The following is a 22,116-nucleotide window of genomic DNA, read 5'->3' on the forward strand; positions in this document are numbered from 1 at the left end:
AACGTGCGCCTAGACAAGTTGACCATCAAGGCCCAGGAAGCTTTCGAGAACGCCCAGGGAATCGCCGGCGAGTTCGGCCACCAAGCTCTCGACGACATGCATCTCCTTTACGGCCTTTTGCAACAGGAAGAGGGAACGGTGAAGCTTATCCTCGACCGCCTCGAGGTAAAACCGGCCGCCATCCTGCAGCGCGTAAAAGAAGCGCTGCAGCGCCGGCCCAGGGTTTCCGGCGGCCAGCTTTACGCCGCCCCGGAACTGCAGGGCGTTGTCGACCGGGCCTGGAAAGAGGCGGCGAAGTTCAAGGACGAGTACCTGAGCACCGAACACCTTTTCATCGCCCTGACCGCCAAAGAAGCCGGCGAAACCGCGCAACTGCTGAAGAACTTCGGTATTACAGCGGACAGGGTTTACCAGGCCCTTAAGGAAATCCGCGGCAGCCACCGGGTTACGGACCAAAACCCCGAGGACAAGTACCAGGCGCTGGCCCGTTTCACCCAGGACTTGACTGAGGCGGCCCGGCGGAACAAGCTCGACCCGGTCATCGGCAGGGACGAGGAAATCCGGCGCGTGGTGCAGGTCCTGTCGCGGCGGACCAAGAACAACCCGGTCCTGATCGGCGAGCCCGGCGTCGGCAAAACGGCCATCGTCGAAGGCCTGGCCCAGCGGATCGCCGGCGGCGACGTGCCAGACACCCTCAAAGACAAGCGGCTGCTGGCACTCGATATGGGCTTGCTCATCGCCGGGGCGAAATACCGCGGCGAATTCGAAGACCGCTTGAAGGCCGTCCTGAAGGAAATCACCGAAAGCCAGGGGCAGATCATCCTGTTTATCGACGAGCTGCACACCCTGGTCGGCGCCGGCAAAGCCGAGGGCGCCGTGGACGCCGCCAACATGCTCAAACCCGCTCTGGCCCGGGGCGAACTGCGCTGCGTCGGCGCCACCACGCTGGACGAGTACCGCAAGTACATCGAAAAGGACGCGGCCCTCGAAAGGAGGTTCCAGCCGGTCTACGTCAAGGAACCCACTGTCGAGGACACCATCGCCATCCTGCGCGGTCTGAAGGAGCGTTACGAAATCCACCACGGGGTGCGCATCAAGGACACGGCGCTTGTGGCCGCGGCCACCCTTTCCAGCCGTTACATCTCGGACCGCTTCCTGCCCGACAAGGCCATCGACCTGATCGACGAGGCGGCCTCCAAGCTGCGCACCGAGCTGGATTCCCGCCCGGCCGAAATCGACGAGGTCGACCGGCGGATCAGGCAGTTGGCGGTCGAGCGCCAGGCCCTGACCCGGGACGACGACGAAGGAACCAAGAAGAGGCTGGCCAAACTCGACGAGGAAAAGGCGGCGCTGGAGGAGCGCCTCGCCAAGCTCCAGGCCCAGTGGGAGCAGGAGAAGAACCTTATCAACCAGGGCCGGGGCATCAAGGAGCGCATTGAGCAGGCCAAGCTGGACGAACAGGCCGCCGAGCGCAACGCCGACTACAACCGCGTGGCCGAGATCCGCTACGGGATTATCCCCGGCCTGCAGAAAGAACTGGTCGCGATTAAGGAACGGCTGGCCAATTTTTACGGACACCGCCTGCTTAAGGAAGAAGTCGACGAGCAGGACATCGCCGAAGTGGTGGCCAAGTGGACCGGCATTCCCGTAGCCCGGATGCTGGAGGGCGAGACCGAGAAACTTATCAAACTCGAGGAAAACCTGCACCGCCGGGTCGTCGGCCAAGACCACGCCGTTACGGCCGTGGCCAACGCCATCAGGCGCTCGCGGGCCGGCATCGGCGACCCCAACCGCCCGATGGGCTCGTTCCTCTTCCTGGGGCCCACCGGCGTCGGCAAGACCGAGCTGGCCAAGGCCCTGGCCGAGTTCCTCTTCAACGACGAGCGGGCGATGCAGCGCTTCGACATGAGCGAGTACATGGAGAAGCACGCCGTGGCCCGCCTGATCGGCGCCCCGCCGGGCTATGTGGGCTACGAGGAGGGCGGCCAGCTTACGGAAACGGTCCGCCGCCGTCCTTACGCCGTGCTGCTCTTTGACGAAGTGGAAAAGGCCCATCCCGACGTGTTCAACATCCTGCTGCAGTTGCTGGACGACGGGCGCCTCACCGACGGCCACGGCCGGACCGTGGACTTCACCAACACCGTGGTGATCATGACGTCCAACCTCGGCAGCCAGTACTTCCGGGAAATGGCCGGCCGGCCGCAGGAGGAAATCAACGCCAAGGTTTTCGAGACTCTGAAGCACTACTTCCGGCCGGAGTTCCTAAACAGGATCGACGAAATCCTGGTGTTCGAGCCACTGGCGCCCGCGCACCTGGCCTCGATCGTCAAAATCCAGGCCGGCAGGCTGGCGCAGCGCCTGGCGAAGCAGAACATCACCCTGGAGATCGACCAAGCGGTACTGGAAATGCTGGGCCGCGAGGGCTACGATCCGGTTTTCGGCGCCAGGCCGTTGAAGCGGGTCATCCAGCGCCGCCTGGAGAACCCGATCGCCAAGGAAATCCTGCAAGGGCGTATCGTTCCGGGCAAGAAATACAAGGCTGTCCTCGGTGCCGGCGGCGAAATCCAGTTTACCGAATAGCGGCCTGTTCGGCCGCGATTCGGTAGTTGTAAGTCGTAAGGCTGGAAGGCATTCCCGTTCGGGAATGCCTTTTCCAATTTACTTTGTCGGCGCTTAGTAAAAGCGGCAGGAACTTATTAGGTCCCTGCCACTTTCTTAGTGTTTACCTTGTTTTACCTGGTACCTTTCCAGCATTTCAGGCGGGGGCGTAAACTCCTCGATGCCTACTCTTTTAATGGTGGTCCAAAGGCGTTCCTTGGACTTGGCCAGTGCAGCGTAACGCGCCAGGACCCACTCCAGCACCTCGATAACCCCCTCCGCGCTGACAGCCTCGGCGATACGCTGCCCGTGGATGGGCCTCTGGGTGCTTCCCCTTCCCCCGATAAAGACGTCAAAGGCCCCCGGTCTCGTGCCCATCGCGCCGAAGTCGGCGCAAAGCGGGTCCGTGCACCCGCGCCCGCAGCCAGACAGGGCGATCTTAAAGTCGTCGGGGGTGGCGCGGCCCCAGAACTTCTCCTCAATGGCCATCCCCAGCTTCAGCGCCTCGGCGTGTGTCCACTTGCACAGCCCGGCGTCGCCGCAACAAGCTTTTACGTTGCGAATGGCCTCGCCGAAAGTATTCACCTTCAGCCCCAGGTTGATAAGGTCTTCTTTTACCAGAGCAGCTTTGCCCTCGGGCACCAGGATGACAAGGGTTTGCCTGGACGACAACTTGACGGCCGCAGCCTCCCACTTCTCCAGGTTAGCGGCCACGCCTTTGAACTCGTCAACGGTCATCAGCCCGCATCTGCCTACGGCGACCACAGCCATCAGGCCGTTCTTCTGCACAAATACCGCTTCCCCCATCCTCCAACCTCCTAAGTGTGCGACGCGCATCCCAAGCGATAATTGACTTTTGTGAGCCTTCGCAAATCATTAGTGGAAACCAGTTAGCTGGTTAAAGTAATTAGACAAGGTCAATGACCAGGGCTTCCTCATTGCAGTTGGGGAAGTGCGGACAGTTGATGCACTCCTTCCAGACCTTCTGCGGCATCTCTTCCTTGGGCACCAGCCTAAAACCCAGCTTCTGAAAAAATCCGGCCTGGAAAGTCAGCGTAAAGATCCTGGGAATGTGCAGTTCCCGGGCCTCGGCCAGCAAAGCCTGAACGATGAGGCTCCCGATGCCTTGCCCGATCATTGATTCTTCAACGGCCAGGGCGCGGATTTCCGCGAGGTCCTCCCAGATGATGTGCAGGCCGCCTGCGCCGACAACGCGTCCGTCCTTCTCGGCAACGGTGAATTCCCGGATACCCTCGTAGAGCATCGAACGCGACCGGGCCAGCATCAGGCCCTTGTTGGCGTAGTGCGTAATTAAGGCGTGGATAGCCTCTACGTCGGTAATCCTGGCTTTGCGCAAAAGCATCTCGTTTCACCTTCCGGTCAATCAGCAACTGCAACTATCTTAACACCTTGTACCCTTATCGAACAGTCCCTTTCAGGCTACGTTCCAACCAATCCCTCTGTAAATCTATCGCAGGCAAGAGATTTCACTGTAACATTCCGGCTTTTAAAAGGATTAATGCAACAGAAGCGCTTCTAAAAAACAGCAAGAGCAGAGTAACCGGCTGTAGGTGACAGCCGTTGGCGGGAACCAGCCTGCTTGAAGACGGCGCAAGGGCGCCGGAAGGAGTGTGAGTCCAGGTGTACAGGTTGATCGGGATTCTGGCTACTCTTGTTTTGTTCTTTGCCGTCGCCGCGGCACAAGCGCCCGGCGGCACGCAGGTCGATCCGGCAGCCCAGGCAAACGAGGACATCCCCGGGCTCCCCAGGATACAGTCCTGCGAGGAACTCGTCAGGCTCCTGGAGCAAAGCTCCCGGACACACTTTTACAGGGGCAGGCTGCTGCAGGGCACCGAGACGGCTAAGGGAGCGCCTGCCGCCGTGCCTGCTGGGAATTTCAAGGCTGATGGCGATACCAATAGCGCTGCTGATTTTTCAGCGACCAACGTCCAGGTGGAAGGGGTCGACGAGGGAGACATCGTGAAAACCGACGGAGAGTACATCTACCAGATCCGGAAGCAGGGCATTACGGTTATCCGGGCTTACCCTGCCGATGAGATCTCGGTCAAGAAAGTGATCCGGTTTTCCGACCAGTCTTTCAGTCCGCGCGAGATTTACCTGGATGCCGAGCACCTTGTAGTCATCGGGATATCCAGCAGGGCACCTGCCTGCAAGGAATTGCCGGATCGTCCGGATAAATCCCCTCCTCCCTATCCCTGTATCCCGCGTGACACAGTGAAGGCTGTTATTTTCGACATCCGTAACATGAACAACATCGTCCAGGTCCGGGAGGTGGAAGTCGACGGCCGGTACGTGTCGTCCCGGAAGATAGACCGGAGTGTTTACCTGGTGGCCAACAAGTACCCTGATTACTACATTTTCAAAGACCTCGGTCTGCCCGCCGAGGAGGGCCTGACGCCCGCCTACCGGGATACTCTCGCAGAAGACCGTTTCATCAACGTCAAATACACCGACGTGTGCTATTTCCCCGGCTTCCTTGAGCCGAACTACCTGGTCGTGGCCGGCTTCAACCTGAACGGCAAGGAACAGGAGGTGAGCGTTAAGACTTACCTGGGTGCCGGCGATAAAGTATACGCTTCGAGAAACAACCTCTATATCGCCGCGCCGGAACGCTACCACTACGGTCCCATCGTGCCCCTTCCCGGTCCACGCGGTCCGATGGCCGTCCCCGAAGCTGCCCCGGCCCCGCGTATTACCCCCCCGGCAGAGGAAAACAAAACAACCCTTTTCAAGTTCGCCCTCGACAAGGGCCGCGTCACCTACAGCGGGCAGGGGGAAGTCCCCGGCAGCATCCTCAACCAGTTCTCTATGGACGAATACAACGGGTACTTTCGGGTCGCGACAACGGGAAATAAGTGGTCCGAGAACTTGAGCAACAACCTTTACGTTCTGGACGGCGCGATGCAAATTGTGGGTAAAATCGAGGATACCGCTCCCGGTGAACGGATTTACGCGGTACGGTTTATGGGCAAGAAAGCCTACATGGTAACCTTTAAAAACACCGATCCCCTGTTCGTTTTAGACCTGGCTGATCCTCTTCATCCGGCCGTCCTCGGGGCGTTGAAGATCCCCGGGTTCAGCAACTACCTGCACCCCTACGACGAAAACCATGTCATCGGCATCGGCAAGGACACCGTGCAGGTATTTGAGAAAGACCGCTATGGCAACGTCGAGGCGGAGGGTCCCGCCTACGAGCAGGGTATAAAGGTTGCCCTATTCGACATCACGGACGTCACCACCCCCCGGGAGAAATTCGCCGTGCGCATCGGGGATAGGGGTACCCACTCCGAGGTTCTGGACAATCACAAGGCGCTGCTGTTCAGCCGGGAGAAAAACCTCCTGGCCTTCCCCGTCGCGGTTGCCGAAATCAGGAACAAGACCGCCTCTACGCCCCCGTGGGAGCACGGAGCCTTTACCTTCCAGGGAGCTTACGTCTACGAGCTGACCCTGGACAAGGGCTTTGTCCTCAAAGAGCGGATCACGCACCGCACAAGGGAAGATTACCTTAAAGCCGGCTATGACTGGTGCAACAGCGAGCGGGACGTGCGCCGCGTCCTGTATATCGGTGATACCCTCTACACCCTGTCGAGCAGCCTTCTCAAGGCCAACGATATCAAGACCCTGGCCGAAAAAAGGAGCCTGACGCTGCCTTAAAAGGCACGCCCTAACCTTGCTTAGGAACCCTTGCCGAAATATCAGGGGTTCCTTCTTTTTTATTGATGACCTGGCAGGAAACAAGGCATGATAATTGAAAGTTATTACCATAAATGAGTGTCCCTTAAATACGGCCTGTTGAAAAACCGAGGGCTGTTCAAAAACAAGCATGGCGCGGAGCGTACTGGGGTGGTACGTGAGCACTGGCCGGCAAGCCTGACAAAGCCAGGCGAAGTTTTTCAACAGCCCCAATATGGGGGCCTTGAAAGGAGCAGGTTTTATGGACAAACCGGATACCGCTGAAAAACCGGGGCTAACCGCGTGGCAGCGTTTTATCGGAGCAATCCTGGGTCCCCGCGCTGTTTTCGAAGATGTTATAAAACATCCGCGGTTCTGGGGCGGTGCCCTTATCTCCCTCGGGGTGACCCTGGGCCTGAACCTGCTGACCATTCCCCGGCTGCAGGCTTTTGTCCGTCACCAGATCGCCGATACACACCTTCCCCCGGACCAGGCGGCTATGCTGCTGCAAGGTGCGATCATCGGCGCCGTCTTCGTTCCCCTGATCGGCCTGTTTGCCGTCTGGCTGGTGTACGCCTTCCTGTTGAAGGCCATCAATTTGTTTGCAGGAGAACGCGTCCCCTTTGAGATACTCTATTCTGTCGCTGTCTTTACCTACGTTCCGACCCTGGTGGGCGAAGCAGTACGGACGGTCCTGCGCTGGGTCGTTCCCGTGGAAAAGTTCGCTTTCGTAAACACCAGCCTGGCCTTCTTTCTACCGGCTCCGGCCAACCCCCAGCAGCCGGGCCTGCTGTACCTGCTCTTGTCGCGCATCGATCCGTTCACGCTGTGGACGCTGGCCCTGCTTACCCTCGGCGGGAGCCTGGCGATAAAGGCCGGCGCGCGCACCGTGGCCGCCGGCGTTTTCGGCGCCTGGCTTCTTTACGTGGTCGGCTACGCAGCCCTGGTCCTCTTGTCCGGCTCTCCCTGATTCAGCATCTGGTTAAGCCATCTCGTTTCCAAGAGGTGCAATCAAGCACCTCTTTTTGGCGTTTTAACAGGCTTAACCCGGTCCATGGTACTCAATGCTCAACGCTCGGCTCTGCCAAAGGCTCCCCGCCGGGCCAGCCAGGCGACGGCCAGCGCCATCACGATCCAGCCGGTGAGCCCCGTCAGAGCGGGCCCCAGGAGGGTGTTAAAGTCCCTGGTGACCATATAGGGCAGGCCGGCACTGGCGTTCAGGGAACCATGCGCCAGGGCCGCTACCCAGACGCTCCCCGAAGCGTCCCGCAGCCAGCCGAAAATAAAGGCCAGCAGTACGCAGAAGATGATCATCGCGCCGATCCCGAGGTAAGGATGATCAGGATAGTTGTGCCCTTTGGCGATAATCGGAGCGTGCCACACCCCCCAGATCAACCCGGTATACAGGTAAGCCCTAAATCGCCCCAGGTGTGCCAGCTTGACCTGCAGGAAACCCCGCCAGCCGAACTCCTCGCCGAACGAAGGGATAATATTGATCCATGGCGCGATGAGGATGGCCCCGACCGCATTCGCCAGGATCATCAGCCGGGGATCAATCGGCGATGGGGGAACAGGTTGTTCGCTGCCCAAAAACTTGGCCATCCCGCTCAGCGACAGATCCCACTGGGCTAATCCCAGGGCCAAGGCCAGGCCGAGCGAGACCAGGGTCATCAACGGCATGCCGAACCAGGCCGCCAGGTAGTACTTCTTGATGCCCACCCGCAGGCCGGCATCGCCAAAGCCTTCCCTGGTGACGAATTTGCGGACGATAAAAGCCGACAGGGCCGGAAAAAACATAACCAGTGTTAATACGGCAATGCCTCCGGCCTGACCGGGGTTCAAGCCCGAGTAAAAGACGCCGAACTCGACGGCCCAGGTCAAGCCGAAGGTCAGAACAAGAAACCAGATGATCCCCCGCTTATCGTTAACCCTGTTGTTTTCCAACCCCCATCCTCCCGTATCTCGCAATGTTCATCAGCCTTTGCTGGTTCCGAAAACGTAAAAGGCTAGGGTCACATTGTCACCTATGACCCCTGACACGCTGTATAACTCTGAATGTACAACACGCCGGCGGGTCCTCTAAACCTTGAGATCCCCCAATGCGGCCTGCAAGTCTTGGCAGATCTCGTTCAGTGTTTCAGTGGCCTTGGCAATACCGTCCACCAGGCGGGTCTGTTCTTCGGAGGCCAGCGTCACATCGCCCATCAGCGCCGTAAACCTCTCCGTCGCCACCACCGCGTCTTCGATGTGCTGGGTTAAGGTATGCACCTGGTTGACCATTTCGGTAATCGCCGCCAGAGATTCTTTGGCAATTTTTCTTCCCTCGGCCACCAGGCGGCAATCCTCTTCGACTGAAGAAACAGCCTTTTGCGCTTCTTCAACAGCCTTCTGAATATGCTGGGAGATATCGCCTGCAGCCTCGACGGCCTGTCTGGCGCGACGCTCCATCTCCACGGCAAGGCTGGCAAAATCGGTACCCCCATCCCGCGTTCTGGCCTCGGCGCTCGCCCGCTGCGCCAGGAGGCGCGCCTGGTCCGCCGTTAAGGTGAGATATTCGATGACCCTGTGAACATCCTGCAGCCGGTTGATGGTCTCCTTCGCCGCCCCGCTGGCCCGCGAAGCGATGCGGGCGCTCCGTTCCATCTGCTCCAGAATGCGGTTTGCCTGGCCTTCAAGGTTCTCGGCCTGCGTGGAGGCCTTGGAGGAAACCCCGGCGATGTCGCGCGCCCGCTGGGCCAGCAGGCCGATGGTTCCGGCCACCTGGGTGATTCTCTCCGTGGTGGAGGCCACGACCGCGGCGGCATTCCTGGCGCTGGCCTGCAGATCAGCGGCGAGGCGGCGCGTGCTGTCGGCGGCATTCAGGACACGCTCGGCAAACTGGCGAAGCTGCCCCACCATCCTCTGGAACGAGCGCGCCAGGCTGCCTACCTCGTCCTGGGACTCAATGCCGAAGTCCTCAAAGCGCCAATCGCCCGTGGCGATTTTATTGGCCTGGTACTCGAGGATTTTTACAGGTTGGGCAATAGTGTTTGAGATATAAACGGCAGCCACAACGCCCAAAATCATAGCAAAAAGACCGAGCACGACAGAGGTTTCGATAACGTGTTGCACCCATTGTTCGTTGGTTTCAACAGCCCCGTTTAAAAGGTCGCGCTGGTAGTTGATAAAATCGTTCCCTGCAGCGATAACCCCGCGCACGGTGCCTTTCTGCTGCAGGGTCCAGTCGATGGCCAGGTCGAGCTTCTGGTCGTCGGTAAGATCGGTCCGGTCTCTGATCGCTATGGCGGCCGCCGCGTAGTGGATCTGGAAGGAACGGATGAGACCGGAGACTTTGGCGAATTTGGCCCGCTCCTCTTTGGACGAAAGGCGCGATTCGATGGCCACCAGGTCGGCCTCAGCCCTCTCCTGCTGCGCCATGAATTCCTGTTTGTACTCTTCCTTGCCGGTCAGCAAGTAAGAACGCATCATCAGGGCCTCGAACTCAAAGGCCAGCAGCAGTTCCTGCGTATCGTTGACCAATCCCACCCGGTGGTCGATGAGGTCGATATATGACAGCTGCACCCGGTGAAGGTTGTACAGCGCCGCTATCGCCGTTACACTGAAAACGAGATAGACAAGCAGGTAGCCTACTAAAATCTTTTGTCTGATGCGCAAGGGATCGGTCCCCTCTCCAGCCCGGCCGGTTGTGAATAGTTGCACTATCTTACCGTGATTATAGCACACGTTTTAAATAGAACATGCATTAATCTTCGTTTTTTCGAAGACTGCTGTACACGGCCTGTTTCAGCCTTGGTACAGAATGCGCGAATCGACAGACTTGATGCTCTGGCAGCCGGTAAGAATCATGACCTGCCGGAGTTCCGCCGTCAAACGGGTCAACACCTGGCGGACGCCCTCGGCCCCGCCGCCGAAGGCTCCGATCACGAGCGGTCTGCCAACAAGGACAGCCCTGGCTCCCAGGGCAAGAAGCTTCAGCACGTCTGCACCGTTGCGGATCCCGCCGTCGGCAAGGACGACAACAGATCCCCCGACGGCTTGGACAATGGCCGGGAGAACATCAGCCGCGCCGGGGGTGTGGTCCAGGATCCGCCCGCCGTGGTTGGAAACGACGATGGCCTTCGCTCCCGCCTCCACGGCCAGCAGGGCCTCGTCGGGGGTCATGATCCCCTTGAGGATGAACGGCAGCGTTGTAGCGGAAATGATCTTCTGCAGTTCGGTTACTGTCTTGGGTCCGACCGGCTGGCCCTTTAAGGCCATGGTTACCAGGCCCGCACCGTCGACGTCTATGCCCACCGCCCGGGCTCCGGCTTCTTCGGCCATCCTTACCCGCCTGACGATTTCCTCGTACGCCCGGGGCTTGATGAACGGGATGCCCCACCCGCGCTCAACGGTGATCGCCTCCAGGCCGGCATCGAACATCGCGGGATCGGCCCCATCCCCCGAACAGCCGATGGTTCCCGCCAGGCGGCTCCCGGAAATCACCGCGCCGATGAACTCCCGTTCCGTTAAGGCCCCGCCCATGTTGTAGGGTGTCCCGGTGATTGGAGCAGCCAGAATCGGGGTACCGAGCTCACAGCCGAAAAGGTTTGTGGATGTATCAGGGCTCTTTGCCCCGTGGATGGTGCGCATGTTTAACCGGTAACGGGCCAGCGCCTCCAGGTTGGCCCGAAAGGCCGCTCCCGTACCGGCCCCCCCCATGCCCGGGACCTCACCGGCACAGGCCCGTCCGTCACATACCGGACAGACCCGGCAGTAGCCTTTTAGTTTATCTTTGGCAGCGCTCCTGATCTCTTCCCAATCCAAGCGTCTTCCGTACCTCCTTTTGTCATGGACTTAACGGCTCGGGGTACTCCGTTTTCCCTCACAATATTCATCCAATTAAGGCAATATCCTTGTTAGAAATAACTTGAGAATAACTTGATAGATCATAGCTCAAAATCGGCTTTGGAAAGCCTTGCATTAATGCCCCGGGTGTTATAATGGATGAAAAACGGCCCTTGCATCAAGGCCCGGGGAGAGGCATGAGACGAAGTGGATATCAAGTTCAGCAACATCAAAAAGATCGACAACCGCTACTGGATGATGTTCTACGCCTTAAGCAACCACGCCGCCAAACAGAACAAGGTGATCACCCAGTGTCCCTGGGAGTGCCCTTTCAAAAACGAGTGCTGGCCTGACGAGCGCGAGATCGGTAAGGGTTCCCGGCCCCGTAAAATATGCGCCGAGGTCGCCGATTTCATCAACCGCGAGTTTTTCGAAGGCAGGCTGGGCTAGCCACCCCATCGAGGGTGGTTTTCTTTCGTTTAATCCCCCCAGTTTAAGGGAATCATAGCCTTAACTCCTCTTCTACTCCGGTAAAACAAGAGGTAGAAACCTTGCTTGGCGACATTGCGGTTGTATTGTTAAAGGCTGTCCCGCTTTTTTTCCTGCTCCTGTACCTCACCAGGCTTCTGGGCAAGAAACTGATCAGCCAGCTAACCTTCTTTGACTTCGTCGCCGGCATAACCCTGGGCTCGGTCACGGCCAACACCTTGACCGGCCGGGTTCCGCTCGTCATCGGCATCGTGAGCCTCATCGCGTGGAGCGGGCTGACCCTGCTCATCGACCTTCTCGTGCTCAAGAGCCTGCCCGCTCGCAAAATCATTGACGGCGAACCGACGATCGTCATCCAGAACGGCAAGATCCTGGACTGGAATATGCGCCGCAACAGGTACAACCTCGACGACTTGATGACACAGCTGCGGTCCAAGAACATCTTTGACCCGGCCCAGGTAGAATTCGCCATTCTGGAACCCGACGGGAAACTCTCCGTCCTGCCGAAGGCGCAGTACCAGCCTCTAACCCCCGCCGACCTGAAGATGCCCATGGCGGCGTACCAGGGGCTTGCTACCGTCCTGGTCAAAGACGGAGTTGTTATGGAGCGGAACCTCCGCCGGAACAACCTGACCGAAGACTGGCTGATGACCGAACTTAAACGAAGGGGCATCGAAAACGTCTCCGACGTCTTCTATGCCACCCTGGACACCAGCGGCAACCTTTTCATAGACCTGAAACACGACGGTCTGAACCACGTCCAGAAGGTCGAAGACTGAAGGAATAACTCCCACGTGGGACAGTCCCTTTACCTAATACCCAGCCGGTTCATCTTCCTGCTTAGGGTGCTGTAGTCGATCCCCAGACTCCGCGCCGCCGATTGCCTGTCCGGGGATCGGCTCAACGCTTCAAGGATGGCTTTCCTTTCGGCGTCCGCCACGATTTCTTTTAGCGTCCTTGTCTCCCGCCGGACCGCCGGAGGACATAGGTATCTCTGGGGAAGATCGGTCGGCCCAATAACTTCCCGAGGTGAGGTAACAAACATACGTTCCACCAGGTTCCGCAGTTCTCGGATATTGCCGGGCCAGTGGTAGGCCTTGAGTTTCTCTATCGCCTCGGGGCTGAACCGCTTATACAAACCGTACGCTTTGTTGACCAGCTTGCAGAAGTGCTCGCAGAGGAGCTCAATTTCGTCCATCCTCTCACGCAGGGCCGGAATGTGGAAGTGTACCACGTTGAGGCGGTAGTACAGGTCACTGCGGAACAGTCCCTGGTTAACCAGTTCATCAAGGTTCTGATTGGTACAAACAATCACCCGGACGTCGACGTTGCGGGACCAGGTGCCCCCCACCCGCCGGATTTCTCTTTCCTGCAGCGCGCGCAGCAGTTTAGCCTGGGCCATGATCGGCAGTTCGCTGATCTCGTCGAGCAGCAAGGTGCCAGGGTGAGCGGCCTCAAAAAGTCCAATCGCCCCCTCCTTGCGGGCCCCGGTGAAGGCCCCTCTTTCGTAGCCGAAAAGCTCGGATTCGAGCAGGGATTCCGGGATAGCCCCGCAGTTAACCTTGATAAAAGGATGTTTGGCCCGGGGGCTCTGCCGGTGAATGTAGGAAGCCAGCACTTCCTTGCCGGTGCCGGTCTCGCCCGTAATCAACACGGTGGTGGGGTAAGGCGCCACGCGCAGGGCCAGCTCAAAGATCGCCCTCGTGACCGGGCTGGAAATGACCGGTTCAAAAACACCGGCGGTCGCCTCCTGCTGTCGTTCAAAAACCAACCCCTGATTATCCATTCTCTCCCATCTCTCCTGCACAGTTATGCAATTCGTCGTGCAATGTTGCAAAGTCCGTCTTTTAGATAATACCAGCCACAATTATATGCCTCAGGGCACTATTCTACAAGGCGCATTTGCAAATTAATCCTCTGCCACTTCCTGGCATAGGGCTCAAACAGGTTTAATCGGCGCCTGTTGAAGTGTTATGATCAGTTGGCACGCAAATTGCTAGTTCATTGTAGATTGTAGATATGCAAGCGGAGGTTGAAAATATGCAAGAACCGCTTATTCAGCACGTGCAGAATCTTATCCAGGAGTACCAGATTCATACGGTACGGGTAACTGTTACCGATAACACCAACATTACCCGCTCGCGCTTCGTGCCTGCCCGGGCCTTCATCGCTTCAGTAAGGGGAACTGGTACCCAGTATCCCTCGGCGTTACTGTCGATGGACTCATCTGCGCTCCTGGTGCCGGAAGCAGGAGATGGTTGGGAAGGCGGCTTCCCCAGCATGCTGCTGGTCCCCGACCTCAGCACCTTTGTTGTCTTACCCTGGGCTCCCGGAACAGCAAGAGTGATCGCCGACCTCGCCTGGCCCAACGGCGAACCCTGGGAAGCGTCCCCGCGGCAAGTGTTGCGCCGTGTTTTAAAGCGCCTGCAGGAAACCGGATACACCTTGAAGGGCGCCTTTGAGTTTGAGTTCTACGTTTATAGAAACGGCGACAAATGCCAGGAACCGGTGTGGCAAGGACTTAACTGCTTCGCCGATACCAACCAGGTGAACTGTGCCGACATCTTCGACGCTATCATCAAAGGCCTCGAAAGCATCGGCGCCGGACCTGGAGTAGCCAACACCGAATACGGGCCAGGCCAGTTTGAGATCACCAACTCACCCTTTACAGGACTTGCGGCCGCGGATATGGCCGTGTATTACCGGGCGTCGATCAAGGAGATCCTGCACCAGCTGGGCTATACGGCGACCTTTATGGCCAAACCCTCCGCATCGGTTAGCGGGAGCGGAGGACATCTTCACTTCTCCTGGCTCGACAAAGAAGGACGCAACAACTTCTATGATCCCGGCAGCCCCGACGGCTTGTCGGACCTCTGCCGGCAGGTTATCGCGGGCCAGCTGGCGCACGCCGGGGCGCTGTGCGCCCTGGCCAACAGCACCATCAACAGCTACAAGCGCTTACGGCCCCACCAGTTCGCCCCGGTGAACGCCTCATGGGGCCACGAGCACCGGTGCACCATGCTCCGTGTTCCTTTCTCGAGGGGTGAGCAGACACGCCTGGAGAACAGGCTCCCGGCAGCAGACACCAACCCGTATCTGGCGCTGGCCGGCTCTGTCGCCGCCGGGCTGGACGGGATGGAGAAAAGGCTCACGCCACCCCCTCCGGTATCAGGTCGCAACCCGTACACAGCCGATGACCTGCCCCCTCTTCCGGACAGCCTGCCTACGGCGATAGCTGCACTCGAACAGGACACTGTAATCCGAGGGTATTTGGGCGAAGAGTTCTGCCGTAACTTTATCTCCCTACGCCTGGCCGAGTGGGAACGGTTCTCCGCCCACGTCACGGACTGGGAACTTAATGAGTACCAAAAGCTGCTCTAAAACTTTCACCGTCAAGAGGCGGTGGAACAGTTACATATCAGGTTGAGAAAGGAGGTGGATGCATGAAGATAACGCGCGATAAGGTCGTCTACAGCATGTCAGCCGACAATGTGCCGGTCTTCCGGATAGTTCTCCCCGCCAGGCTCACCTTCGAGACCCACGACTGCTTTTGCGGTCAGGTGAAGTCTCCCGCCGATACGGTGGCAACCCTGGACTTTTCACGCGTGAACCCGGCGACCGGGCCGGTCTACCTTGAGGATGTACGGCCCGGAGATGTGCTGGCCGTGCACATCAGCGCCATCCGGGTAGCGTCACCGGGGATCATGGTTGCCGCCCCGGGCGCTGGAGTGTTGGGTGAAGCTGTCGCTGAACCAGAAACGATGATGGCGGAGATTTCTAACGGGTTCGTTCACCTGTTGGGGCTTGCCTTGCCCGCGGCGCCCATGATCGGCGTCATCGGCGTGGCCCCGGCCGGGGAAGCAATCCCCTGCGGCACCCCGGGCCCACACGGCGGCAACATGGACACCGGCCTGATTACGGCCGGCAGCACGGTCTACCTGCCTGTCCAGGTCGATGGCGCCCTGCTCGCCATGGGAGACCTGCACGCCCTGATGGGCGACGGCGAAATCATGGTCAGCGGCGTCGAAGTCGCCGGTGAAGTTGACGTGACCGTAACCAAAGCGGCAGGGGTACAGCTGGACAACCCGCTTGTGGTCACGCCCGACTGGATAGCCGTCATCGCCTCGGCGCTCACATTGGATGAGGCTGTGCAAACGGCTACCTTCCAAATGGCCGGCTTGCTGCAGAAATGGACAGGCTTTTCTCTTAACGCAGCCGGGATGTTCCTGAGCGCCTGCGGCCACGTGCAGGTGTCACAGGTTGTTGACCCCCTGAAAACAGCGCGGATGGCAATCCCAAGGACGATCTTGAAAAAGCTGGGTGTGCCGCTAGCCTTTTGATCAGCGTTGCGGGTCAAACAGTTCCGAATCTCAGAAAGCGGGGGTTGAAATGTCAAACGACAAAAGCCATAACCTGGAGGAGTTTGGGTATAAACAAGAACTGAAGCGGGCGCTGTCTTTCAGTGACCTGTTGATCTACGGCATGGTCTTCATGGTCCCTATCGCGCCTATGGGCATCTACGGTTACGTTGCTGATGTTTCCAACGGCATGGCGCCTTTGGCTTATGCCATCGGCGTGGTGGCGATGATCTTCACTGCCTGGAGCTATGCCAGGATGTCACACGCCTTTCCTATCGCCGGCTCAGTATACTCCTACGCTTCCCGGGGCATCCACCCCTCCGTGGGCTTCTTCGCCGGATGGGCCATGCTTCTGGACTACATCCTTACCCCGGCCCTGGTTTACCTGGTAGCCGGTTACGCTTTGCAGGAGATGCTCCCCATCCTGCCCTTCTGGGGCTGGATCGCGGTCTTTGTGGTCGTCAACACGGCGGTCAACCTCCGGGGCATCGAGATGACGGCTCGCACCAACATCGGCCTCTTGATCTTTGAACTCTTCACCCTGGTCGCTTTTATCGTCGTCGCCTTCATCGCGGTCATGAAGGGCGTGGGCGCAGGCGCTTTTACCATTGACCCCATCTGGAAACCCGAAGGCTTCAGCATCAACATGGTCATGGCGGCCACTTCGCTGGCTGTGCTGAGCTTCCTGGGGTTTGACGCTATCAGCACGCTCTCCGAGGAAGCCAAGAATCCTCGGAAAATAGTCCCCAGGGCCACCGTCGTAGCGCTGATCCTTGTCGGCAGCCTGTTCATCGCCCAGACCTACCTGGCCGGCCTCATCATTCCCGATCACACTACGTTCGACAACCTTGACACCGCCTTCTACGCCGTGGCCCAGGCGGCCGGAGGCGATTGGCTGCGTTACCTGTGCGCCCTGGCGACCGCCATTGCCTGGGGCATCGGCGACGGGCTCGTGGCTCAGGCCGCCATTTCCCGCCTGCTGTTCAGCATGGCTCGGGACAAAATGATGCCAGGCGCCTTGGCCAAGGTGCACCCGACATTTAAGACCCCTTATGTGAGTACGATCTTCGTTGCCTTGCTGGCCATTACCGTCGGCGCGCTCATCCCGATTGACAAGCTTACCTCGATGGTTAATTTCGGCGCGCTGACCGGCTTTATGTTCCTGCATGTCTCCGTCGTCAGCCACTACATCATCAGGCAGAAGCAAACCGACCTTGCTTCTATCCTGAAATACCTGGCGGCCCCCGGGCTTGGGTTCTCGATCATTTTCTACGTCTGGATCAGCCTCCAGCCCGAGGCCAAAACCCTCGGCTTTATCTGGCTGGCAGTCGGCCTACTTTACGGAGCCTATAAGACTAATTTCTTCCGTGAACAACCGCCCGCCTTCCGGAGTATGGGCCATTAGGCTATTACTCGCCACTAACAAGGACACCCCCGGCAAACCCCAACTGCCGGGGGTGTCTTTTAGGCCTTCTCAGTAACTCTTTGTTACCTGTTGCCGCCGAATATGCCCCCAAGCAAGTCACCGCCCATGCCGGCGATACCCTTCTGTTCGCCGATTTGCGTCTTGCTGGCGGCCAGAATGCGGTCCGCCAGGCGCGAGAACGGCAGGGTCTGGAGGTAAACGAGCCCGGGACCGGTCAGCGTGGCCAGGAACATGCCCTCGCCCCCGAACAGGACATTCTTAAAGCCGCCGACGAACTGGATGTCGTAGGTTACCCTTGGTTCAAAAGCAACCAGGCATCCCGTGTCGACCCGCAGCGTTTCCCCACTGCCGAGCTCCTTCTCTATCACCGTCCCCCCGGCGTGGACAAAGGCCATCCCGTCCCCGGAAAGACGCTGGAGGATGAAGCCCTCGCCGCCGAACAGCCCGGCGCCCAGTTTCCGCGTAAAGGCGATGTCGATGTCCACCCCCTGGGCGGCGCAAAGGAAACCGTCCTTCTGGCACATAAAGCTGCCCCCGAGCTTGGGAAGATCGATGGGAATCACCTTCCCGGGGTAAGGCGCCGCGAAGGCGACCCGCGCCCGGCTCCGCCCGTTGTTCAGGAAAGTCGTGATAAAGAAACTCTCGCCTGTAAGCATCCGCTTAAAGCCCTTGAACAGGCCCCCGCCGGTCCCGGTCTGCATCACGATGCCGTCCTCCATGAACATCATCGCGCCGGCCTCGGCCCGCACCCCTTCGCCGGGATCCAGTTCTATCTCCACCATCTGCATGTCGTCGCCGTAAATCTTGTAGTCGATCACATCAGCCATGTTATCCACCTCTCTGAGAGCTTTTGGTAGGGTGATAATTTCTAATTATTTTATTGTACCGCAATCCCTGCCAACCCCTCAACCGCCGCGATTCAGCGGCTTTTTGTTATCGCGGGGCGACGAAATCCAGGGGGTATTGGATGGATGGCTCCAGGCCCCCGAAATAGTCCGGCACCTGAGGTTCTCCTGCCGACCATTGGGACTGCGATCGGCATCGGCATCGGCGTGCAGGAAGGACCTATAAAAGCCAACCCCTGGGATATGAACGGCCCGGCTTTTCACCTGGCGAGACTGGCCCTCGAAAACGCGCGCAAGAAAAAGGATCCCTAGACAATTATAAAGACCGGCAACCAGGAACTGGACGAGATCCTCAACTGCATCTGGGGTTTGATCGACATCAGGCAGACAAAGTGGACGGACAAGCAGTGGGAAGCAGTGCAAGCTTATGAGGAAAGCCAGACTTACTATAATGGACCCAAGAATTTAGACACGAAAAAGACAACGTTTAAGGTGTATCACAAGTATGAGGAAGAATTATCCACCCAGCTTTAAGGCGCAGGTCGTGCTGGAAATTCTCAAAGAAGAAAAGACGATATCTCAACTGGCCGCCGAGCACGGCATTCATCCCAACCAGCTGACCCGCTGGCGCAACCAGGCCATTGAGCAGTTGCCACAGCTTTTTGCTGACGACCGTAAGGGCATTGCTGCCCTAAAAGCCGGCTACGAAAAGCAAATTGAAGAACTCTACGCCGAAGTCGGCCGTCTAACCACCCAACTGGCGTGGTTGAAAAAAAAAGGTATCTGTGTTGAGTAGGGACCAACGGCTGGCACTGCTGGATTGGGGTGACGCTGACTTACCGCTCAAAACCCAAGCCGAACTTTTAGGCCTGAACCGGTCAAGTCTCTACTACCAACCGGTGGCGCCGTCCCCGGAAGAGATCGCCCTTAAGAACCGCATTGACGAGATTTACACCGCCCACCCGTATTACGGGTCACGGCGGATCACCGCGGAGCTATGCCGTCAAGGCTTCCACGTCAACCGTAAGGCTGTCCAACGGCATATGCGTGAAATGGGCATCGCCGGCATTTGCCCCGGCCCCAATCTCAGCAAACGTAACAGTGATCACCGGATCTACCCCTATTTATTACGTGGACTGGCCATCAGCCATCCCAATCACGTCTGGGGGATTGATATCACTTACATCCGGCTACGCCGGAGCTGGATCTACCTGGTCGCGATTATGGACTGGTACTCCCGTTACGTGGTGAACTGGGAGTTGGACCAGAGTCTTGAGATCTCCTTTGTACTGGTGGCGGTTCAGGAGGCCTTCACCCGTGCCAAACCAGCAATCTTGAACAGCGACCAGGGCAGCCAGTTTACCAGCCCGCAGTATCTGAGCCTGTTGGAGCAGGCCGAAGTTCAAATCAGCATGGACGGCAAGGGCCGTGCCACCGACAACATCTTTACCGAGCGCCTGTGGCGCAGCCTGAAATACGAGGAAGTGTACCTTCACGACTACTTGACGCCGCGGGAGGCGCGCCTGGGCATTAGCAACTACTTGGACTTCTACAATCACCGACGCGTACATCAGGCGCTGGACTACCAGACTCCGGCCGAAGTGTACTTTGGGAGCCAAAGGGATCAAACCAAGTCTTCCAGGTATCCCCATCAATGGGAGTTGACGAAGCCTCTCAAATCAGGATAACTACCATAATTAACCACTATGGAAGGAGAGAACCCACCTTAAACTTCGTCAAAAATGTGTCTTGACAATGGGGTCCACCTTATACGAAGGGGCTACCCGGCGCCTGAAGATAACCTTCCAGAATGTCCAAAAGCGTTGCCGCGCAGCAGACTGGCATCAACTTAAAGAAGCGGAAAAGACACTCAAGAAGCTGGAGACATACGTGCCCCGCTTTAACCTTGCAGAGGGTGAAAACGGTCGTTTCACCCCTCAAAGGGTGAAAATAAGGAGTAAAGAGCAGTGACACTCCTGTGGCTGGGCGTCCTTGCCCAGGTCCTGGCCGACTTTGTCTTACAGACCGACCGCCTGGCGAAAATGAAGTCCGAAATAAAATTGCGGGCCTTTGTAGAACACGGGTTGGCGCTCTTCCTGTGCACTTTTGCCCTAACCCACTTCTATGGCCTCAAACCGGCGCTTGGCTTTTCCTCCGCAGCAGCCCTGGTCCACGTCTTAATTGACTGTTTAAAAAGCTTTTTCGCCAAGCGATTCGCCGGCCAAAACTCCGCCATCACCGGTTTTATCCTGGACCAGCTCGCCCATCTCTACACCTTGTTCCTGTTATGGTTTCTCTTTGCAAATGTATTTACCGTTAAACCTAACGAAACGATTCTGGCGCTGTATTCAACTGTTTTCCCCGGCATTGACCTGCCAGGCTTGCTCAACAGTCATTTAGAGAAAATCGTTGTCGCTTCCGTTGTCTCCGTTTATGTCCTGTTCGGCGGCGCCGTCCTCAATAGGATTCTCCTGGACTGCCTCCTCAACGCCCCCAAAGACAGCACCTTACCCGCTATCGGAAAATGGATCGGGATCCTCCAAAGAGCGATCATCCTTATTTTCGTGGCCTGCAACGAGATCACCGCGGTCGCCCTTCGTCTTGACCGCCAAATCCATTGCCAGGTTCAAACAGCTTGTCGGTTGCGCGGCCCATCGGGAGTGTTGTGGGAGAAGCTTAGTTATACACGTTATCCTTCAACTCAGGGTGTGCGTTCGGGCTCGTGACGATTGATGCTTCACTGTTGTCCATGACATAGTTCTCTACGGCTAAACCTTCGGCAGAGTCACGGTATTCGACGCCGCATCTATTCCGCGAACACCTATTCTTTTTGAGTAATGGATGCGCACTATTATTGATCAGAATTCCAGTGTAAGCGTTATATTCGCAGGTGTTTTCTTCTGCGGTCCCTCCGCTGTCGCCGCCATAACTGATCCCGATTTCTCCGAAACTACAGGTGTTACGGCGCAGAGTTGGTTCTCCCCGACCAGCAATCTCTATTCCAACGCCATTACCCAAACACTTATTATATGACACCTTCACACGCTTTGTGGTGGCCATACAAATTCCATAACATCGATTATCATAACAATTATTCCACTCAATACTGCCTGCCGCTTCATCAGCATAACAAATACCGCCCCCATTCCCGAAACAATAATTGCCCCCGGCAGTAACGTCCCCCTCACCGGCGACTTGAATACCACAGATTTCATTCCAGAAGGCAGAACACCGGATAATACGAGCCTTAACGTCAAAAAGCAGGAGTCCTATCCCTCCCCTTCCGGTGGCTTGTTCATTTACCGCGCCGATAAACCGGCAATTCTCAATATCTGCAATACCGCCCCAGATTTCCACTACATTTGCCGCCCTCGAACCACAGTGCTGAAAAGTAATTCGCTCTGCCCTAAACATCGTTGATTGCGTGACCCGCGTTACCCAACCTTCTGACTCACAGACTACGACAGCTTGCCCGACAAGCGGTCCGATTAGATTTACCGCTTTTTCGATGACCAATGGTTCAGTAACATAATATAGACCTGATTCCAGATACAGGGTTCCACCGTCCTGGAGTACCGTAAGAGCTACCGGAAGGTTAATCCCAGGAGGTACTCTAAGTTCTCTATAAACAACACCATCAACAATCGGCGGAGGTGATTCGTTTTGCGAATCTGCGTCAGGGGCTATACTACTCCTGACTGTCTGATCCGTATCGGCCGGTTTAGCTTGTTGGGAATTAGAGTCAAGGCCGTCTTTCTTATGGTCTTGTTTTGTTCTTCTGATAGTCCTGTATATTTCCTCGACTCTTTCTACATGGTCTTTTAGCTCCGGGATCAAGTCCAAAATTCTGTGTGTGAAAATTCTCCCTTGGTAAATAGCCATC

Annotated in this window: 19 protein-coding genes; 11 read left to right on the forward strand and 8 right to left on the reverse strand. The window is 57.5% G+C overall.

Features of this window, described 5'->3' with window-relative positions; translation table 11 throughout:
* Positions 1–3 precede the first annotated feature (3 nt).
* The gene (gene clpB, locus ACPV0M_RS07050) at positions 4–2,580 is read left to right on the forward strand and encodes an ATP-dependent chaperone ClpB (RefSeq protein ID WP_425619972.1); all 2,577 of its coding nucleotides are present in this window, start codon (positions 4–6) and stop codon (positions 2,578–2,580) included.
* 135 nt (positions 2,581–2,715) lie between these two features.
* Here the strand turns inward: clpB and ACPV0M_RS07055 are convergent, their stop codons facing one another.
* Entirely contained in the window at positions 2,716–3,405 is a 690-nt protein-coding gene (locus tag ACPV0M_RS07055) for a nitrite reductase (RefSeq protein ID WP_425619973.1), read from the reverse strand.
* Between the two features lie 100 nt (positions 3,406–3,505).
* Positions 3,506–3,961, reverse strand: coding sequence for an N-acetyltransferase (locus ACPV0M_RS07060; protein ID WP_425619974.1), 456 nt, complete (start codon positions 3,959–3,961; stop codon positions 3,506–3,508).
* 278 nt (positions 3,962–4,239) lie between these two features.
* Here ACPV0M_RS07060 and ACPV0M_RS07065 point away from each other — a divergent pair, with 278 nt between their 5' ends.
* Positions 4,240–6,273: a beta-propeller domain-containing protein gene (locus ACPV0M_RS07065; protein WP_425619975.1), complete on the forward strand. Its 2,034-nt coding sequence runs from the start codon at positions 4,240–4,242 to the stop codon at positions 6,271–6,273.
* A 280-nt stretch (positions 6,274–6,553) separates the two neighbouring features.
* Positions 6,554–7,261: a YIP1 family protein gene (locus tag ACPV0M_RS07070; RefSeq protein ID WP_425619976.1), complete on the forward strand. Its 708-nt coding sequence runs from the start codon at positions 6,554–6,556 to the stop codon at positions 7,259–7,261.
* A gap of 98 nt (positions 7,262–7,359) precedes the next feature.
* Here ACPV0M_RS07070 and ACPV0M_RS07075 read toward each other — a convergent pair whose 3' ends face one another.
* The 3 genes from ACPV0M_RS07075 to ACPV0M_RS07085 all read right to left on the reverse strand — a co-directional run bounded on the left by ACPV0M_RS07075 (position 7,360) and on the right by ACPV0M_RS07085 (position 11,094).
* Positions 7,360–8,235 carry a CPBP family intramembrane glutamic endopeptidase gene (locus tag ACPV0M_RS07075; RefSeq protein WP_425619977.1) on the reverse strand — a complete coding sequence of 292 codons (876 nt, stop codon included), beginning with the start codon at positions 8,233–8,235 and terminating at the stop codon, positions 7,360–7,362.
* A 135-nt stretch (positions 8,236–8,370) separates the two neighbouring features.
* Entirely contained in the window at positions 8,371–9,945 is a 1,575-nt protein-coding gene (locus tag ACPV0M_RS07080; RefSeq protein WP_425619978.1) for a methyl-accepting chemotaxis protein, read from the reverse strand.
* Between the two features lie 129 nt (positions 9,946–10,074).
* Positions 10,075–11,094 (reverse strand): alpha-hydroxy-acid oxidizing protein, encoded by a 1,020-nt coding sequence (locus tag ACPV0M_RS07085; protein WP_425619979.1) that lies wholly within the window; start codon positions 11,092–11,094, stop codon positions 10,075–10,077.
* Positions 11,095–11,322: 228 nt separating this feature from the next.
* On the opposite strand from ACPV0M_RS07085, the gene ACPV0M_RS07090 reads away from it, so the two are divergent.
* Both ACPV0M_RS07090 and ACPV0M_RS07095 read left to right on the forward strand, forming a co-directional pair.
* Positions 11,323–11,565 (forward strand): hypothetical protein, encoded by a 243-nt coding sequence (locus ACPV0M_RS07090; RefSeq protein WP_425619980.1) that lies wholly within the window; start codon positions 11,323–11,325, stop codon positions 11,563–11,565.
* 101 nt (positions 11,566–11,666) lie between these two features.
* Positions 11,667–12,383, forward strand: coding sequence for a DUF421 domain-containing protein (locus ACPV0M_RS07095; RefSeq protein WP_425619981.1), 717 nt, complete (start codon positions 11,667–11,669; stop codon positions 12,381–12,383).
* 29 nt (positions 12,384–12,412) lie between these two features.
* On the opposite strand, the gene ACPV0M_RS07100 is transcribed toward ACPV0M_RS07095, so the two are convergent.
* Entirely contained in the window at positions 12,413–13,390 is a 978-nt protein-coding gene (locus ACPV0M_RS07100) for a sigma-54 interaction domain-containing protein (protein ID WP_425619982.1), read from the reverse strand.
* 254 nt (positions 13,391–13,644) lie between these two features.
* On the opposite strand from ACPV0M_RS07100, the gene ACPV0M_RS07105 reads away from it, so the two are divergent.
* From ACPV0M_RS07105 to ACPV0M_RS07115, 3 genes are all read left to right on the forward strand, one after another.
* On the forward strand, positions 13,645–14,985 hold the full coding sequence (locus ACPV0M_RS07105) for a glutamine synthetase family protein (protein ID WP_425619983.1): 1,341 nt from the start codon (positions 13,645–13,647) through the stop codon (positions 14,983–14,985).
* Between the two features lie 62 nt (positions 14,986–15,047).
* Positions 15,048–15,944, forward strand: a complete 897-nt coding sequence (locus tag ACPV0M_RS07110) for an acetamidase/formamidase family protein (protein ID WP_425619984.1) — start codon at positions 15,048–15,050, stop codon at positions 15,942–15,944.
* Positions 15,945–15,993: 49 nt separating this feature from the next.
* The gene (locus ACPV0M_RS07115) at positions 15,994–17,367 is read left to right on the forward strand and encodes an APC family permease (RefSeq protein WP_425619985.1); all 1,374 of its coding nucleotides are present in this window, start codon (positions 15,994–15,996) and stop codon (positions 17,365–17,367) included.
* Between the two features lie 83 nt (positions 17,368–17,450).
* Here ACPV0M_RS07115 and ACPV0M_RS07120 read toward each other — a convergent pair whose 3' ends face one another.
* The gene (locus tag ACPV0M_RS07120; RefSeq protein WP_425619986.1) at positions 17,451–18,215 is read right to left on the reverse strand and encodes a TIGR00266 family protein; all 765 of its coding nucleotides are present in this window, start codon (positions 18,213–18,215) and stop codon (positions 17,451–17,453) included.
* Positions 18,216–18,359: 144 nt separating this feature from the next.
* Here ACPV0M_RS07120 and ACPV0M_RS07125 point away from each other — a divergent pair, with 144 nt between their 5' ends.
* The 3 genes from ACPV0M_RS07125 (at position 18,360) to ACPV0M_RS07135 (ending at position 20,959) form a co-directional block, all read left to right on the forward strand.
* Complete coding sequence (locus ACPV0M_RS07125; RefSeq protein ID WP_425619987.1) at positions 18,360–18,545, forward strand: hypothetical protein; 186 nt, start codon at positions 18,360–18,362, stop codon at positions 18,543–18,545.
* Between the two features lie 193 nt (positions 18,546–18,738).
* A protein-coding gene (locus tag ACPV0M_RS07130; RefSeq protein ID WP_425619988.1) for an IS3 family transposase occupies positions 18,739–19,921 on the forward strand; the annotation gives its coding sequence in 2 pieces (ribosomal slippage) (positions 18,739–19,013 and positions 19,012–19,921; 1,185 coding nt in all).
* 354 nt (positions 19,922–20,275) lie between these two features.
* Entirely contained in the window at positions 20,276–20,959 is a 684-nt protein-coding gene (locus ACPV0M_RS07135) for a DUF3307 domain-containing protein (protein WP_425619989.1), read from the forward strand.
* Here ACPV0M_RS07135 and ACPV0M_RS07140 read toward each other — a convergent pair.
* On the reverse strand, positions 20,910–22,115 hold the full coding sequence (locus tag ACPV0M_RS07140) for a right-handed parallel beta-helix repeat-containing protein (RefSeq protein WP_425619990.1): 1,206 nt from the start codon (positions 22,113–22,115) through the stop codon (positions 20,910–20,912). The genes ACPV0M_RS07135 and ACPV0M_RS07140 overlap by 50 nt on opposite strands.
* Position 22,116 lies beyond the last annotated feature (1 nt).

The sequence above is a fragment of the Desulfosceptrum tomskiensis genome (genome assembly GCF_049818055.1).
GTDB lineage: Bacteria > Bacillota > Desulfotomaculia > Desulfotomaculales > JASEER01 > JBFLVT01.